This window comes from Janthinobacterium sp. UMAB-60 (assembly GCF_900095235.1).
Classification (GTDB): Bacteria; Pseudomonadota; Gammaproteobacteria; order Burkholderiales; family Burkholderiaceae_D; genus Janthinobacterium.
This window is the reverse complement of record NZ_LT607488.1, coordinates 25,039-40,497: the sequence shown is the minus strand read 5'-3', so window position 1 is coordinate 40,497 and position 15,459 is coordinate 25,039. Positions and strand designations below refer to the sequence as shown.

The following is a 15,459-nucleotide window of genomic DNA, read 5'->3' as shown; positions in this document are numbered from 1 at the left end:
CGATACGCGTGCGCCCATTTGCCCGCGGCAGAGAACGCAGGCAGAATCGTGGCCTTTCCATTGCGGCGCCCCGGCGCCAGCCCCACGATGAAACTTCCGCTCTTGCCAGTTCTCCTGCCCTTGCTGCTTTGCTCCGCCCTTGCCCACGGCGCGCCCTTCTATGAAGGCAAGAGTCTCGCCCATCCCGCCATCAATGCATCGCAGGACAGCGGGGCTGACGTCGCCTTTCTCAAGGAAAAAGAAGGTGTCAACGGCTATTACTGCGAGTGCAAGAGCGGCAGCTCGAAACCCATTTTGCTCGACCAGTTCGGCAACGCCGTCATCCGCTCCGTCTTCTACGCCTCGCTGGACAAGGAAACGGACGACAGCGTACAAACCATGCTGGTGCTGTTCCGCGAGGGAGAAAGAAATGGCTTGCGCGCCTACCGCTACCACCGCGGTTCGGGCAAATACCGGCGCCTGGACGGCCTCCAGCCGGCCCTGAACCGCATCGTGGCGCAAGGCGCCGCTCCCAATGCGGGCCAGGTCAAGGCGGCGCTGGCGAAACTGGCCCCCATGGACTACAGCGTCGCGCGGGGCAAGAGCGGCAATGCGGACTTCGACGCCATCGACCATACGCAAGGCACCATCGTCGGCTACTACAGCGATGACGGCAAGCCCGTGGCGGCAGGCGGCAAGGACGCCATCACCTACAAGAAGACCTTCCAGAAGAAAGGCGAGCGTTTTCTCACTGCCAGCTACACGCTGTACAGCGACGCGGGCGCCGGCATCCTGCCCAATTACCGCCTGTGGCAAGTGACGTGGGAAACGGCGCCAAAGCAATTCACGGGCAGCCAGGACGGCCCGTCCGTCATCTACAGCCTGGCCTGGGACGACGGCTCGGTGGTCGAGCGGGGGCAGTACGTGAAAGGCAAGCGCCAGGGACTGTGGGTGCGCGAAGGCATGCATGAAGGCAGCGAAAAAGGTCATTTCGTCGACGGCCTGCAGGAAGGCCTGTGGTCCTTCAACTATCCCAAGCAAAGCGAGAGCGGCATGTACAAGGCCGGCAAGCGCGAAGGCCGCTGGACGGTCGTCAACTATGCCGATGCAGAGGAGGTGACGGGTTTCGACACCTACGCGGGCGGCCAGCTGAACGGCCCGCACGAGCGCCGCATGGGCGGCAAGCTGCAAACGCGCGGCAACTACGTCAACGGCACGCGCCATGGCGCATGGATCACGGAAGACGGCGACGGCAACTTCATCGACGGCTTGCGCGACGGGCCGTGGAAACTCAAGCTCAAGGACAAGGTCACGCAAAGCGTCACTTTCGTGAAAGGTAAAAAACAGGGCGAGGCACTCGACACGGACGCCAGTGGCGCGCTGCGCCAGCGCGACCATTACCAGGCCGGCGTGCTCGATGGCAGCCGCACGCGCTATCTGGGCCCGGCCGGCAAGGAATACGTGGTCTACACGGCCACCTACCGCAATGGTCAGCTGGACGGGCGCGAACAGGCGTTCGACGACAGCGGCAAGGTCCTGCGCCTCGATACGCTATGGGACAAGGGCAAGAAGCAGGGCCTGGACGCGCGCTACTACCCGAACGGCAAGCCGGAACGCCTGGCCGTCATCGACCAGGGCCGCCTGCTCACGCACCTGCGCGAGTACTATGAAGACGGCCAGCTGCTCAACGACATCCACCGCTGCACCTTCAAGGAGGACGGCAGCACGCGCGACGACGTGTGCGAGTACCACCACATGTACTACCCGGACGGCAAGCCGCAGTACTACTACGCCTTCCAGTACGGCCAGCGCCAGGAAGGCTATTCGAACTACCCGGACGGCAAGCGCAAGGACGAACTGCTGGTCGACCGCGCGGCCGACACCTCCGTCTTCAACGCGTATTATGCAAGCGGCCAGCTCAAATGCACGGAGCCGCGCAGCGGCCACAGCACGCGCACGGTCAACGGCCAGACCATGATCAGCTACGCCTCGGCCGACCGCGATGGCGACAATATCTGCTACCACCCGAACGGCAAGGTGGCCAGCATCTACACCTTCCGCAAGCGCGTGCTCGTCGAATGCGGCAAACGCTTTGACGACACGGGCAAGCAGACGTTCCCGGGGCCGGAAGGCTGCCCGCCCCCCAGACAGGTGGACTATCCCATAGGACTGTGACCATGACGCAAGCAAGACAGCCGCAGCGCATCCAGAATCCCGAGCGCATCGATGCCGGGGCGATCCGCGCCGCCATCGCGGGCGGCCAAGAGGTGCTGGTGCAGTTCAATACCCTGGCCGAGCCGGGGCCGCTGCTGGCCGACCTCGACGCCCTGGCCGCCACTTGCGGCACGGCGCTGACCATCCGCATCTACGGTTACGACCCGAGGGTGTTCGATGCCCGCATCCTGCGCGCGCTGCCGCATGTGGCCAGCCTGTCCATCGATTGCCACCGGCAAGCCATCCATCTGGAAGCGCTGGGCGAGCTGCGGCACCTGAAGCGCCTGAGCCTGGGCGTGTACGAGCTGGCGCAAGGCGACATCCTGCAACTGGACAATTTGCGCGCCCTCGACTACCTGAACCTGGGCGAATCGGCCAGGAACAATATCGACCTGGCGCCGCTGCGCCAGTATGCGCACCTGGCCAGCCTCGTCATCGAAGGCCACAGCCAGCATATCGACACCCTGGCTGGCCTGCCGGCGCTGCACGAGCTGTCGCTGTACCGCATCAAGAACAAGGTGCCGCTGGATTTCATCTCGGAGATGGCCCGCCTGGACCGGCTGCTGTTGCAGCTGGGCGGCCGCGCATCGCTCGCGCACATCGAGGCGCCGCTGTTGAGGAAACTGGAAGTGATACGCGTGCGCGGCCTGGAAACGCTGGGCGATATCGGTCGTTTCCCCCTGCTGCAGGCGCTATGGGTGGAAGACCAGATCAAGCTGCGGCAGATCGCGCTGGGGCCCAATCCCGTGCTCGAACGCCTGAACCTGCACACCTGCAAGACGCTCGACAGCCTGCCCGGCCTGGCCACCCTGCCCGCCCTGCGCCAGTTGTCGGCATCCGGGACCATGCTCGACATCGACGCCTTGCTGGCGCACGGCTTGCCCGCATCCCTGACGCATGCGCGCCTGCGCACCGGCAGGAAAACACGCGACGACGCCATCGCCGCGCAGCTGGCGCAACTGGGCTACGCAGAGGCGCGCCCTGGCTAAGATCAGCGGCCGGCCGCCAGCTTGCGCTGCCATAGCGCCACATCGATCATCACGCCATCGACGCCCGTGTTGCGGATGTAGACGCGGTAGCTGCCCTGCCCCATGTCGCCATCGAGGTAGGCCGTGCGCTCATTGCGCTGCAGCCTGGCACCCTTGGCCAGCTGGCGGTAGCGCTCGACCACCGCATCGAAGCTGGCATAGCTGCGCAACGCCACTTCCAGGTCGCGCGGCGGGCGGCCTTCGGCATGGTCCAGCACATTGTTCTGTTTCTTGCCCTTCAGCGTGAGCGGATAGGCAAACACGCCGGCGCCGGCCGACGTCAGCACCGTGGATTTATCGAGCAGCAGCGGCAGCAGCGCCGGCGGATAGGCGGGCGGCAGCTGGGCGCGGTTCCAGCCCGGCAGGGCCGGCTGCGCCAGCACATATTCGACGCTGGCGATCCTCTGCCCATCGGCGCCCGCTTCCTTGTCGCCCGCGATCAGCGCCAGCATGGGCGGCAATTGCCTGGCCCAGGTCAGCAAGGGCGCCGCTTCGCCGACCAGCATGCCCTTGCGATGGAATACCGTCAGCACCGCATTCGGATCGGGATTGCAGACTTTCGCCAGCGGCTGGCCCTCGAGGTGGCAATGCCCGTTGACCAGGCCAAAGGCGAGGATGACGCCGCGCTTGTCGAGCAGCATGGCGCCCCGTTCACGGCCCTGATTGCGGTCATTCATCGACGCCAGCAACTGGCGGCCATCGGCCAGCGTGGTACGCGTGGCGTCGCGCTTTTCGCTGATCGCTTCGAGCGCCTGCGCCAGCAGCAGTTCATCGTCTTCCGTGTAGCTGCCGCGCGCGTAGCCGAAGAAATCGAACAGGGCCGCGCGCACCTGCGCATCGTCGCTCAGGCGCGGCAAGGGACCGCCGGTCAGCAGGGAAGACAGGCTTTTCCCGGCCGGCGCCGAAGGTGCCGCCGTGGCGCGGGCGGGCTGGGAAAGGACGCAAGCCGCTGCCAGCAAGGCGCCGCCCAGGGTGCGGTAATTCGAAAAGATGATATGCATGATTCTGTCTGTCGGGGATTTGGCCGCTACCAGCGGCCACTGGCCACGCATGGCGCGCCGGCGATTCTAGCATGGCGCCAGCCCCCATGCCGTGCGGCTGGCGGACGGCGTATGCGCCAGGGCGGCTGTTATGATGGCCGCAATGACCATCTCTTCCCCCGCCCCAACACTGCTTGTCCTCCTGCCCGGCATGGATGGCACGGCCCGGCTATTCCACCGTTTTGACGCCGCCTTGCGCGCGCAAACCGCCATCGAGACCCAGGCCATCGCCTATCCGGCCGCGCCACTCGATTACGCGGCGCTGGAAGCATTCGTGCGCGCGCGCTTGCCGCAGGATCGCCCTTTCGTCGTGCTGGCCGAATCGTTTTCAGGACCGCTGGGGGCAGCTTTGCGCGCCGATCCGCCGCCCGGTATGCGCGCGCTGATACTGTGTTGTGCGTTCGTGCGCAATCCGCGCCCGCTGCTGACGCCACTGCGCCACCTGCTCGGCATGGTGCCCTTTGGCGCCCTGCCCGGCTTCGCCCTGCGCCAGGCGCTGCTGGCGCCGTATGCGACGCCGGCCCTGCAGGCCGAACTGACGGCGGCGCTGGCGCAAGTGCCGCCCAGCGTGCTGCGCCAGCGCCTGCGCGCCGTGCTGGAGATACCGGAAAAGACGCCTCGCCCAGCTTCGCGCGCGGCAGCCTGCCCGTCCTGTATCTGCGCGCCCGCCACGACCGCCTGGTGCCGCCGGCAAACGCCTTGCAGATACTGTGCCTGGCGCCAGGCGCGCAGCTGGTCGATATCGACGCGCCGCACATGCTGCTGCAGGCGGCGCCGGCAGCGGCCGCCGATGCGGTCGCCGCCTTTGTCAACGGCCTGTCAGCCGCGCAGGAATCTGATTAAACGCGCGCTGGCCAGCACGGCCAGCCAGCTCAAGCCGCCCGACAGCACGCTGAAGTAGATGGCCCGCAGCGGATGCTGTGGCAGCAGATACGCAAGCACGGCCGCGCCCAGCAAGCCGCACAGCGCAGGTTTCCACCAGCCTGGCGGCAGCAGCGCCAGCAGCAGATTCGTGCCCACATACACATAAAACACCAGCAGCAGGGCCAGGCCACCAGCCACGCCGCGCGAGCCGAGGCTGCCGAACAGCTGCGTGTACAGGTAAAATCCCAGCCAGCTCAATGCAATAAACAGCAGGCAGCCCAGCGCATGCGCGCCCAGGCCCGCCATCCAGCGGATTTTCATGATGACCCTTAAAAAAAAGCCGGCCCTTTCACGAGGAAAGGGCCGGCCTTGATGCATTAGCCGCTGTGTCGGATTACGCTTGCGCTAATCCGACCTACACGCATCTGAATTACTTCGCCGTATTGAGCAGCAATTCGTTGAGGCGCTTGACGAAACTGGCCGGGTCGGCCAGCGAACCGCCTTCGGCCAGCATGGCCTGGTCGAACAGGATGTTGGCCCAGTCGCCGAACTTGCCGCCTTCGGCATCTTCGTATTTCAGGCGCGTCACCAGCGGGTGGTTCGGATTGATTTCCAGGATCGGCTTCGATTCCGGCGCGCTCTGGCCAGCAGCCTTGAGCATGCGCAGCAGGTTGCCCGACAATTCGTTTTCATCGGCCACCAGGCAGGCTGGCGAATCGGTCAGACGGAACGTGACGCGCACGTCCTTGGCCTTGTCGGCCAGCACGGTCTTCATCTTGCCCACCAGGTCGGCGTACGAGGTTTCCGTTTCTTCGTGCTCTTTCTTTTCCGCCTCGTCTTCCAGCGCGCCCAGGTCCAGGCCACCCTTGGCGACGGAAACCAGTTCCTTGCCTTCGAAGTCCTGGATAAACGACAGCATCCATTCATCGACGCGGTCCGTCAGCAGCAGCACTTCGACGCCCTTCTTGCGGAAGATTTCCAGGTGCGGGCTGTTCTTGGCGGCGGCGTAGTTGTCGGCCGTGACGTAATAGATCTTGTCCTGGCCTTCCTTCATGCGCGCCACGTAGTCGGCGAACGAGGTGATTTGCCCGTCGCTGTCGTTGGCCGTCGAGGCAAAGCGCAGCAGCTTGGCCAGGCGTTCCTTGTTGGCCGCGTCTTCGCCGATGCCCTCTTTCAGCACCTGGCCGAATTCCTTCCAGAAGACGGCGTACTTGTCCTTCTTGTCCTGCTCGTCCGCGTTCGCCAGTTCTTCCAGCATGCCCAGCACGCGCTTGGTCGAGCCTTCGCGAATCACCTTGACGTCGCGCGACTCCTGCAGGATTTCACGCGACACGTTCAGCGGCAGGTCGGCCGAGTCGATCACCCCGCGCACGAAGCGCAGGTAGGTCGGCATCAGTTGCTCGGCATCGTCCATGATGAAGACGCGCTTGACGTACAGCTTGATGCCGCCGCGCTTGTTGCGGTCCCACATGTCGAACGGCGCCTTGGCCGGGATGTACAGCAGCTGCGTGTACTCGCTGCGCCCTTCCACGCGGTTATGCGTGTGCGTCAGCGGCGACTGGAAGTCGTGCGAGACGTGCTTGTAGAATTCGTCGTACTGTTCCGGCGTGATGTCGGCCTTGTTGCGGGCCCACAGGGCGCTGGCCTGGTTGACGGTTTCGAATTCGTCTTTCAGGACGGTTTCTTTTTTCTCTTCGTCCCACTCTTCCTTCTGCATCACGATCGGCAGCGAGATATGGTCCGAGTATTTGCGGACGATGGACTTGATCTTCCAGCTCGACAGCAATTCGTCCTCGCCTTCGCGCAGATGCAGGATGATGTCCGTGCCACGCGACGGCTTGTCGATGTTTTCGATGCTGTAATCGCCTTCGCCGGCCGATTCCCAGCGCACGCCTTCGGCGGCGTCCGCGCCGGCGCGGCGCGTTTCGACGGTGATCTTGTCGGCGACGATGAAGCCCGAATAGAAGCCCACGCCGAACTGGCCGATCAGGGCCGCGTCCTGCTGCTGGTCGCCCGACAGCTTGCCGAAGAATTCCTTGGTGCCCGACTTGGCGATGGTGCCCAGGTGCGAGATCGCCTCGTCACGGGTCATGCCGATGCCGTTGTCGGAAATGGTGATGGTGCGCGCATCCTTGTCGAAGCTGACCTTGATCTTCAATTCGTGATCGTTGCCGTACAGGGCGTCGTTATCGATCGCTTCGAAGCGCAATTTGTCGGCCGCGTCGGACGCGTTCGAGATCAGTTCGCGCAGGAAGATTTCCTTGTTCGAGTACAGGGAATGGATCATCAGGTGCAGCATTTGCTTCACTTCGGTCTGAAAACCCAGGGTTTGCTTTTCGGAGACAGCCATTTTTACCTCATAGTCTTGTGGATGGGACGGATTTGATGAAGTTGGGGATTATATAAGCGATTTCAAGGGCTCCCGTTTCACGCCGTGTCTTATCCCAGCGCGCGGTCGAAAAAGTCCCATACCCGCTCGTCCTGCACCGTGGCCAGGTTCAGGCGCATGCGGGTCGACGGCAGCTGGCGCGGCGAAAACAGGCTGCCCGGCGCCAGCACCAGGCCTTCGGCCAGCGCCTTTTCGGCCAGCACATTCGTGTCGCAACCCGCATCGGTCCAGAGGAACATGCCGGCCGGCGCGGGATCGAAGCGCAGGCCGGCCCGCTCGGCGCGGCGGTACGTCCCCTCGCGCACCTTGTCGAGCCGCGCGCGCAGCCGTTCCGCATGCTTGCGGTACAAGCCTTGCGAAAGGATTTTATAGACGACGCGCTCGCCGATGTCGCTGGTGGTCAAGGTGGCGAGCATCTTGCGGTCGGCCAGCCGCTGCGCCCATTCAGGCGAGGTGGCGATGAAGCCCACGCGCAAGTTGGCCGCCAGGCTCTTGGAAAAGCCGCCCAGGTAAATCACGCGGCGCAGCTGGTCCAGCGCGGCCAGGCGCGTGGCCGGCTGCACCTCGCCGCCCGGATGCATGTCGCAATAGATATCGTCTTCGACGACGAGGAAATCGTGCTGTTCGGCCAGGCGCAGCACCTGGAAAGCCTTGGCCGCCGACAGCGACGTCGAGCTGGGGTTGTGCAGCACCGAGTTGATCACGTACAGCCTGGGACGGTGCAGGGCCGCCAGCTCGGCCAGCACGGCGATATCGGGGCCGTCATTCAAGCGCGGGATGCCGATGACGTGCATGCCCATGGCGGCAAAGGCGCCAAACATCAGCCAATACGCGGGATCGTCGACGAAAATAGTCTCGCCAGGGCGGACAAACTCGCGCGCCACCAGGTCCAGCGCCTGCATCACACCCACCGTGGTGACGATCTGCTCGGGCGGACAGGCGATTTCCAGGCCCGCCAGTTTCAGCTGCAACTGCTGGCGCAGCGGCAGGAATCCCTGCGGCGATCCGTAACCGAGCAGCAGGCTGCCCGGCTGGCGGCTGACGTCGCGCAGGGCGCGCGCCACCAGGTCGCCATCGAGCCACTCGGCGGGCAGCATGCCGGTGCCGGGCGCGGGGATGACCGGCGTCTGGCGGAACATGTTACGGATCAGCCAAACGACGTCCAGCGGCTGCGCCGCCGCGTCCTGCGCGCCAGCGGGCGGCGCCGGCGCGTTCAGCGGCGAGCGCTCGCGCACGAAAAATCCCGCGCCGCGCCGCGATTCCAGATAGCCGCGCGCCACCAGCTTGTCGTAGCTGGCCACCACCGTGGCGCACGACACGCTCAGGCTGGCGGCGCACTGGCGGATCGAGGGCATGCGCGCGCCGCCGCGCAGCAGCTTGTCGTCGATGCGCGCCGCCAGCGAACGCGCGATCTGGTCGATCAGGGTTTCGCCCGAAGCGCGCGACAGCAAGGGCAGGGATGGAGAGGCGAGTGTATTGCTCATATGACCATGACAGTATGTGAAATTATGCGTGGAAGTGTATTTGTACTGTACTGCTATTCACCTCTAGGATAGCAGTACGGGGCGGATTGATCCACCCCGCCCATTGACCCACACCACCCGTACCAGGACAGCCATGCCATCGCCCGCCACCACTTCCCCCAGCTCCCTCCCGCGCCTCGGCGCCGACCGCACAGGCCTGCTGCTGGGCCTCATCGCCGTCGCCCTCTTCAGCCTGACCCTGCCTTTTACGCGCATGGCGGTGGCGGAACTCGACCCCACCTTTGTCGCCCTGGGCCGCGCCCTGGTGGCCGCCTGCCTGGCCGGCCTGTGGCTATGGCAGCAGCGGGCGCCGTTGCCGCGGCGCGAGCAATGGCTGCCGCTGGCGCTTGTATCGCTGGGCTGCGTGCTGGGTTTCCCCTGGCTGACGTCGATCGCCATGCGCAGCCTGCCCGCCTCGCACGGCGCCGTGCTGGTGGGCATTTTGCCGCTGGCCACGGCCGTGTTTGCCGTGCTGCGCGGCAAGGAACGTCCATCGCCGGGATTCTGGCTGATGGCCCTGCTCGGCACGGCGCTGGTGGTGGCGTTCGCGCTGCGCCAGGGCGGCGGCAGCTTCCACCTGGCCGACTGGCTGATGTTCGCCGCCGTGCTGCTGGGCGCCCTCGGTTATGCGGAAGGCGGACGCCTGGCGCAAGCCATGCCGGGCCAGCATGTGATTTCCTGGGCGCTGCTGCTGGCCATGCCTTTTGTCTTGCCCGTGGTGCTGTGGAACGCCTGGCCGCAGCGCGCGCTGATGGCGCAGGCCAGCGGCGCGGCCTGGCTGGGCTTTGCCTACATCTCCGTGTTTTCCATGTTTATCGGCTTCTTTTTCTGGTACCGGGGCATGGCGCTGGGCGGCGTGGCGCGCGTGGGACAAACGCAGTTGCTGCAGCCTTTCCTCACGCTGCTGGGCGCGGCCGTGCTGCTGCACGAGCCACTGACGGGCGAAAGCCTGCTGTTTGCCGGCGCCGTGATTGCCGTGGTGGCCATCGGACGCAAGCTGAAGTAAGGTTCCCTGACGCCCATTTGCAACGCCCTTGTGCGTGCGGATGGGCAGAGCGGCGTGCAAGCCGTACAATACCGCAGCACCATGGCGACGCCTATCCGGCGCCGCTTGCGCACGCACCGCCACAAGCGGGCCAACAAATCCAGCCGGCGCAGCTCGGCATCTTCTGTGAGACTCGTATGAAAATTGAAAATCCGAATCCGATCCAATGGCGCTTTGCCGAACGCGCGGAACAGCTGCAAAGCTCGTTCATCCGCGAAATCCTGAAGATCACGCAGCGTCCCGAGATCATCTCGTTTGCCGGCGGCCTGCCCTCGCCCGCCACCTTCCCCGTGGAAGAAATGAAGACCGCCTTCGACAAGGTCCTGTCGAACAATGGCAAGGTGGCCCTGCAATACGGCCCCACCGACGGTTACCTGCCGCTGCGCCAGTGGATCGCCGACTCGCTCTCCGGCAATGGCAGCACCATCCTGCCCGAGCAAGTGCTGATGACGTCCGGCTCGCAGCAAGCGCTCGACTTGCTGGGCAAGGTACTGATCGACGAAGGCAGCCGCGTACTGGTGGAAACCCCCAGCTACCTGGGCGCGCTGCAGGCGTTTTCCGTCTACCGTCCCGAATTCGTTTCCGTCGACACCGATGACGAAGGCCTGGTGCCGTCGTCGATCGACCCCGTCGCCGATGGCGCGCGCCTCTTGTACGCGCTGCCGAACTTCCAGAACCCGACGGGCCGCAGCCTGTCCGTGGCGCGCCGCGTGGAGCTGGTGGAAACCTGCGCCCGCCACGGCCTGCCGCTGATCGAGGATGATCCGTACGGCGCCCTGAGCTACAGCGGCGAGCCGTATCCGAAGATGATCAACATGAATCCGGACGGCGTCATCTACATGGGTTCGTTCTCGAAAGTGCTCACGCCCGGCATCCGCCTCGGCTACGTGGTGGCCCCGCCGCCGCTGGTACGCCGCCTGGAACTGGCCAAGCAGGCGGCCGACCTGCACACGTCCCAGCTGACGCAGATGGTGGTGCATGAAGTCATCAAGGACGGCTTCCTGGAGCGGCACATCCCCAGCATCCGCAGCCTGTACGGCAACCAGTGCCAGGCCATGCTGTCGGCGCTGGAAGAACACTTCCCGGCCGGCGTCACCTGGACCAAACCGGAAGGCGGCATGTTCATCTGGGTCACCCTGCCGAAACACATCGACGCGATGCAACTGCTCGATGAAGCCATCGCCAACAAGGTCGCCTTCGTGCCGGGCGCGCCGTTCTATGCGAACACGCCGGAAACGCACACCTTGCGCCTGTCGTTCGTCACGGTGCCGCCGGAACGCATCCGCGAGGGCATCGCCATCCTGGGCAAACTGATCGCCGCAAAAATGTAATTGCGCTCTTCACGCCCCGCTCTTGCGGGGCGTGTCATCGCTGCCCCAGCACCAACGGGCACGCCGCTCTCCGCCCAAAAACCGCCTTCGCGACAGCAACCGCGTGTATTTATTCTTAAAAATAGTATAAGAATAATATTTTCCCAGCTTCCACAGCATCGATTTTTCCACCCAAAAAATTGGCAAAGCGGTATGATTTGACCGCTGTATCCGATTTGAACCCGGTCAGCATCACGGAAAATGCAGCAAACGCTGGCAGCGCAGAGTACATCGAGAAGGCCGGAAGCAATGAGTCCAGGCAGTGTGGAGCATTCCCAGCGGCGCAACGCCGCCATTTTGATTGTCGACGATGCGCCGGCCAACCTTGAGCTGCTGCGCAAGCTGATGAGCGAACAGGGTTATCAAACCTATGTTGCCACGTCCGGTGAGCGGGCGCTGGCGATCGCCCAGCGTGCCCATCCCGACCTGATCCTGCTCGACGTGCTGATGCCGGACATGGATGGCATCGAAACCTGCCGCCGCCTCAAGCAGCATCCGCTGACGCAGGGCATTCCCGTCATCTTCATGAGCGCCAGGACGGAGACGGAAGACGTGGTGGCCGGTTTCGACTGCGGCGCCGTCGACTACATCAGCAAACCGCTGCGCATGGCCGAAGTGTGCGCGCGCGTGCGCGCCCAGCTGCACATCCGCAGCAGCAATGAAACCCAGCAGGAGCAGGCCGAGCGCCTGCGCACCATCGTCAACAACATGGCCGAGGGCTTGCTGATCATCGAGGCGGACGGGCGCATCCAGTACACCAACCCGGCCTGCGACCAGTACCTGGGCTACCGCGAAAACGAATTGGCCGGACGCTCGATCGCTGAACTGCTCAGCCCCCTGGTGACGCAGGAATACCTCGATTACTTCAGCATGTACGCAGCCAATCCGGAAAAAGCGCACAACCACGGCACGCGCGAAGTGGTGATCCGCCACCGCACCGGCGCGGCGCTGAGCATGGACCTGACGCTGACGCCCATGTATCTGCGCCAGCCCCTGTATATCGGCCTGCTGCACGACATCACGCACCACAAGCAGTCGGAAGACGCGCTGCAGCGCGCCGCCTATCTCGATCCGCTGACAAAAATAGCCAACCGCCGGCATTTCGACAGTTTCCTGGAAAAAGAGTGGCAGCGCGCCGTGCGCGGCGGTGGCACCCTGTCGCTGGTGGTGCTCGACGTCGACCACTTCAAGCTGTACAACGACAGCCTGGGCCATCCGGCCGGCGACAGCTGCCTGCAGCAGGTGGCGCAAGCCATCGCCTCGCATGCCGCCCGCCCTGGCGACCTGGCCGCCCGCTACGGCGGCGAGGAATTCGTCATGCTGTTCGCCGACACGGATGCCGACGGCGCCCTGCATCTGGCCGAAGCCATCCGCATGCACATCGAAGCACTGCAGCTGCCGCACCCGCGCTCCGCCACCTCGCCGTGGATCACCGTCAGCATCGGCGTGGCGACCATCCACCCGCACCAGCTGGACGACCGCGAAGCGCTGTTCGTCGCCGCCGACCGCGCCCTGTACGTGGCCAAGGAAGCGGGCCGCAACCAGGTGCGCGCCACGCACTCGGGCAGCACGGCCTGGAAAACGGTCAAGGCATTAGTGTTACGTTAAGGTTTGAAATTCAGCGCAACACGCAGCGAACATAGAGTAGGCCCAAGTCACAAAAAAAGGCACTCCGGGCCAAGCGTCTCCGGCCCGCTGTTCCTAAAATTAATCAAAACTTCCTCGACACGCTCAACTTCGCATTGCGCCCCACGCCGGTCACCGCTTCGCTCAGGTAGGGCATGTAGTTGCGGTTGAAGACATTATCGACCGTCAGCCGCACTTCCGTGCCGCGCCAGATGCCTTGCCGGCCATTCCACGACGCGAACACGGTATGCAGCGCATAGCCCTTCGATGGCGGCAGGCGGTACACGCTGCCCACGGGCAGCACGCGCTCCTGCTTCGCCACGAAGCGGCCCTGCCAGCCGATGCTGGCACCCAGGTCGGGCAAGCGCCAGCCCAGGCCCGCCATCAGTTTGTCCGGCGCAATCGTCGACACGGGTTCGTCCTGCCCCCACGGGTCGCGCTGGGTACCGCTGCGCGTGCCGCGCTGCTTCGACAGCGAGGCGCTGGCAAACAGGCGCGGCGCGTTGTAGTAGGACTCGACCTCCACGCCCTGCGTGCGGAAACCGGCCAGGTTGCGGTAGTCGGACAGCGCCGGCGGCACCTTGCCCGATCCCGGCTCGTAGCCTTCGACCAGCACGCCCAGGCGCGGGCCGATATTGTCGCTGACGCGATTGCGGTAGACCGTCAGGCGCAGCTGCGCGTCGTCGCGCTCCATGAACACGTTCTGGCGGTGCAGCATGACACCCGCGCGCACGGCCGTCACGCGCTCGACGGCCAGGTTGCGGCTGGTAGCCGGCGTCGATGAACCGAGGCGCGGCGACACATAATATTCATTCGAATACATCTCGTCGATGGTCGGCGCGCGCCAGGTGCGGCTTAAGTCGCCGAACAAGGCCAGCGTGCTGGACGCCTTCCAGAACAGGCCCAGGCGGGGCGACCAGTCTTCGTGGGCCTTTTCGCTGAAGTCGTGACCGGCCGCCGCCAGCGGGCTGTTGTAGCGCGATGCCTTGTTCGGCACGCCCTCGGAGACGACCCGGTCATGGCGCAGCGCCGCCGTCAGCGTCAGGTCGCCATACGTCATCGCATCCTGCAGATACAGGCCCGTGGTTTCCTGGCGCCCGGCCGGCATGTAATAGGGCTGGAAGTAGCCATAGTTATAGCTGGGATCCTTCAGCGCCGTCGACGACGGGTAGTACATCAGGGTATCGCGCACATTCTTGTGCCACTGCAGGCCCGTTTGCAGCACGTGCGACACGGCCCCCGTCGCAAACACGCTCTCATTGCGCACCTCCGCGATGCGGTCCACGTACGAAGCCCAGCTCTCGTTACCCAGCGAACCCAGATAGGAACCGAGTGAAGCGGACGGCAGGCGCTGGTCATGCTGGTCCGTGTGCGAATAGCCGGCGCTGGCCGTCAGCTTGATCCACGGATTATCTTGTGGCGCATACTGCCACTTCACGGAAACCGTGTCGTCGTCCTGGTCGCGGTACACGGCCTTGCGCCGCCACGCCTCTTCCAGTCCATATTTTTTGATTTCCGCCTCGGTCGGGGTGGGCACGTCTTCGCCCATGGCGGCGAACGGACCCCAGCCCGAACTGCCGCTCTTCATCGCCGTCAGGGTCAGCAGCTGCTCCGGCGTCAGCCGGATATTCAGTTTCGCCAGGCTCGATGGCGCGTCGATGGCGGAAAAGCGGAATGGCTTGCCATCGGGTTTGCGCAAATCATCGGACTTGCGCCGCGTGGTGAAGGCCATCGCATCGAAGCGACCATCTGCGCTGCGGCCATACACGGCCACGGTGGCGTCGTTTTCGCCATTGTTCGAATGGCGCGAATACTTCAGCATGGCGCCCACGCTCTCGCCGCCTTCCAGCAAGTCTTGCGCGTCCTTGGTCTCGACCGTGATGACGCCGCCGAAACCGCCATTGCCGTACAAGCTTGTATGCGCGCCCTTGTTCACCTCGATCTGCTTGATCAGTTCCGGTTCGATGAAGATGGAGCCCTGGCGGTATTTCTCGAAGCCCTTGGGCACGCCGTCGAGGATGACTTTCACGTCCTGCACTTTATTGAAGCCCCAGATATTGAGGCTCTGGCCGCTGGGACGGGCCGTACCGGCCAGGTCCACGCCGGGCAGGGTGTCGAGCAGCGAGGCGACGTTGTCCGCCTGCTGGCGCTCGATGTCGGCGCTGTTGATGTACGAGCGCCCTGCCGTGCCGGCGCTGATGGCGTCGCCAAACACGCTGATGGCGGGCATCTGCACGGCATCGGCCTTGTCGGCCATCGCCGCCGCCCACGCAGGGCCCTGCGCGCCGCCCAATGCCAGTGCCAGCGCGGCGGCCAGCGGGGTCAATCGTTGTTTGCTGCTCTTCATCGCTATCCTTGCCTGGGTTTGCTACTTCATGCTT

General features: G+C 64.6%; 11 protein-coding genes. 6 read left to right on the top strand and 5 right to left on the bottom strand.

The window, feature by feature from the left end:
* Positions 1-102 precede the first annotated feature (102 nt).
* Positions 103-2,154, top strand: coding sequence for a toxin-antitoxin system YwqK family antitoxin (locus tag K0F86_RS12845; protein WP_219134755.1), 2,052 nt, complete (start codon positions 103-105; stop codon positions 2,152-2,154).
* Between the two features lie 2 nt (positions 2,155-2,156).
* The gene (locus tag K0F86_RS12840) at positions 2,157-3,182 is read left to right on the top strand and encodes a hypothetical protein (protein WP_219134754.1); all 1,026 of its coding nucleotides are present in this window, start codon (positions 2,157-2,159) and stop codon (positions 3,180-3,182) included.
* Between the two features lie 2 nt (positions 3,183-3,184).
* Here K0F86_RS12840 and K0F86_RS12835 read toward each other — a convergent pair whose 3' ends face one another.
* Entirely contained in the window at positions 3,185-4,222 is a 1,038-nt protein-coding gene (locus K0F86_RS12835) for a hypothetical protein (RefSeq protein WP_219134753.1), read from the bottom strand.
* 142 nt (positions 4,223-4,364) lie between these two features.
* Between K0F86_RS12835 and K0F86_RS12830 the strand changes: the two genes are divergently transcribed.
* Positions 4,365-5,162, top strand: a complete 798-nt coding sequence (locus K0F86_RS12830; protein ID WP_257572141.1) for an alpha/beta fold hydrolase — start codon at positions 4,365-4,367, stop codon at positions 5,160-5,162.
* On the opposite strand, the gene K0F86_RS12825 is transcribed toward K0F86_RS12830, so the two are convergent.
* From K0F86_RS12825 to K0F86_RS12815, 3 genes are all read right to left on the bottom strand, one after another.
* Positions 5,081-5,446, bottom strand: coding sequence for a hypothetical protein (locus K0F86_RS12825; protein WP_219134752.1), 366 nt, complete (start codon positions 5,444-5,446; stop codon positions 5,081-5,083). The two genes, K0F86_RS12830 and K0F86_RS12825, sit on opposite strands and share 82 nt — an antisense overlap.
* 109 nt (positions 5,447-5,555) lie before the next feature.
* The gene (gene htpG / locus K0F86_RS12820; protein ID WP_219134751.1) at positions 5,556-7,475 is read right to left on the bottom strand and encodes a molecular chaperone HtpG; all 1,920 of its coding nucleotides are present in this window, start codon (positions 7,473-7,475) and stop codon (positions 5,556-5,558) included.
* 89 nt (positions 7,476-7,564) lie between these two features.
* Positions 7,565-8,998: a PLP-dependent aminotransferase family protein gene (locus tag K0F86_RS12815; protein WP_219134750.1), complete on the bottom strand. Its 1,434-nt coding sequence runs from the start codon at positions 8,996-8,998 to the stop codon at positions 7,565-7,567.
* A gap of 133 nt (positions 8,999-9,131) precedes the next feature.
* On the opposite strand from K0F86_RS12815, the gene K0F86_RS12810 reads away from it, so the two are divergent.
* The 3 genes from K0F86_RS12810 to K0F86_RS12800 all read left to right on the top strand — a co-directional run bounded on the left by K0F86_RS12810 (position 9,132) and on the right by K0F86_RS12800 (position 13,060).
* Positions 9,132-10,043, top strand: a complete 912-nt coding sequence (locus tag K0F86_RS12810; protein ID WP_219134749.1) for a DMT family transporter — start codon at positions 9,132-9,134, stop codon at positions 10,041-10,043.
* A 176-nt stretch (positions 10,044-10,219) separates the two neighbouring features.
* Positions 10,220-11,413 (top strand): PLP-dependent aminotransferase family protein, encoded by a 1,194-nt coding sequence (locus tag K0F86_RS12805; RefSeq protein ID WP_219134748.1) that lies wholly within the window; start codon positions 10,220-10,222, stop codon positions 11,411-11,413.
* A 288-nt stretch (positions 11,414-11,701) separates the two neighbouring features.
* The gene (locus tag K0F86_RS12800) at positions 11,702-13,060 is read left to right on the top strand and encodes a diguanylate cyclase domain-containing protein (protein ID WP_219134747.1); all 1,359 of its coding nucleotides are present in this window, start codon (positions 11,702-11,704) and stop codon (positions 13,058-13,060) included.
* A gap of 103 nt (positions 13,061-13,163) precedes the next feature.
* On the opposite strand, the gene K0F86_RS12795 is transcribed toward K0F86_RS12800, so the two are convergent.
* Positions 13,164-15,425, bottom strand: coding sequence for a TonB-dependent hemoglobin/transferrin/lactoferrin family receptor (locus K0F86_RS12795; RefSeq protein ID WP_219134746.1), 2,262 nt, complete (start codon positions 15,423-15,425; stop codon positions 13,164-13,166).
* Between the last annotated feature and the right edge of the window lie 34 nt (positions 15,426-15,459).

Excerpts from the sequence above, each read along its gene's own strand:
- K0F86_RS12840 (WP_219134754.1), top strand. The coding sequence starts at position 2,157 with ATGACGCAAGCAAGACAGCCGCAGCGCATCCAGAATCCCGAGCGCATC.
- K0F86_RS12835 (WP_219134753.1), bottom strand. The coding sequence starts at position 4,222 with ATGCATATCATCTTTTCGAATTACCGCACCCTGGGCGGCGCCTTGCTG.
- K0F86_RS12830 (WP_257572141.1), top strand. The coding sequence starts at position 4,365 with ATGACCATCTCTTCCCCCGCCCCAACACTGCTTGTCCTCCTGCCCGGC.
- K0F86_RS12825 (WP_219134752.1), bottom strand. The coding sequence starts at position 5,446 with ATGAAAATCCGCTGGATGGCGGGCCTGGGCGCGCATGCGCTGGGCTGC.
- htpG (WP_219134751.1), bottom strand. The coding sequence starts at position 7,475 with ATGGCTGTCTCCGAAAAGCAAACCCTGGGTTTTCAGACCGAAGTGAAG.
- K0F86_RS12815 (WP_219134750.1), bottom strand. The coding sequence starts at position 8,998 with ATGAGCAATACACTCGCCTCTCCATCCCTGCCCTTGCTGTCGCGCGCT.
- K0F86_RS12810 (WP_219134749.1), top strand. The coding sequence starts at position 9,132 with ATGCCATCGCCCGCCACCACTTCCCCCAGCTCCCTCCCGCGCCTCGGC.
- K0F86_RS12805 (WP_219134748.1), top strand. The coding sequence starts at position 10,220 with ATGAAAATTGAAAATCCGAATCCGATCCAATGGCGCTTTGCCGAACGC.
- K0F86_RS12800 (WP_219134747.1), top strand. The coding sequence starts at position 11,702 with ATGAGTCCAGGCAGTGTGGAGCATTCCCAGCGGCGCAACGCCGCCATT.
- K0F86_RS12795 (WP_219134746.1), bottom strand. The coding sequence starts at position 15,425 with ATGAAGAGCAGCAAACAACGATTGACCCCGCTGGCCGCCGCGCTGGCA.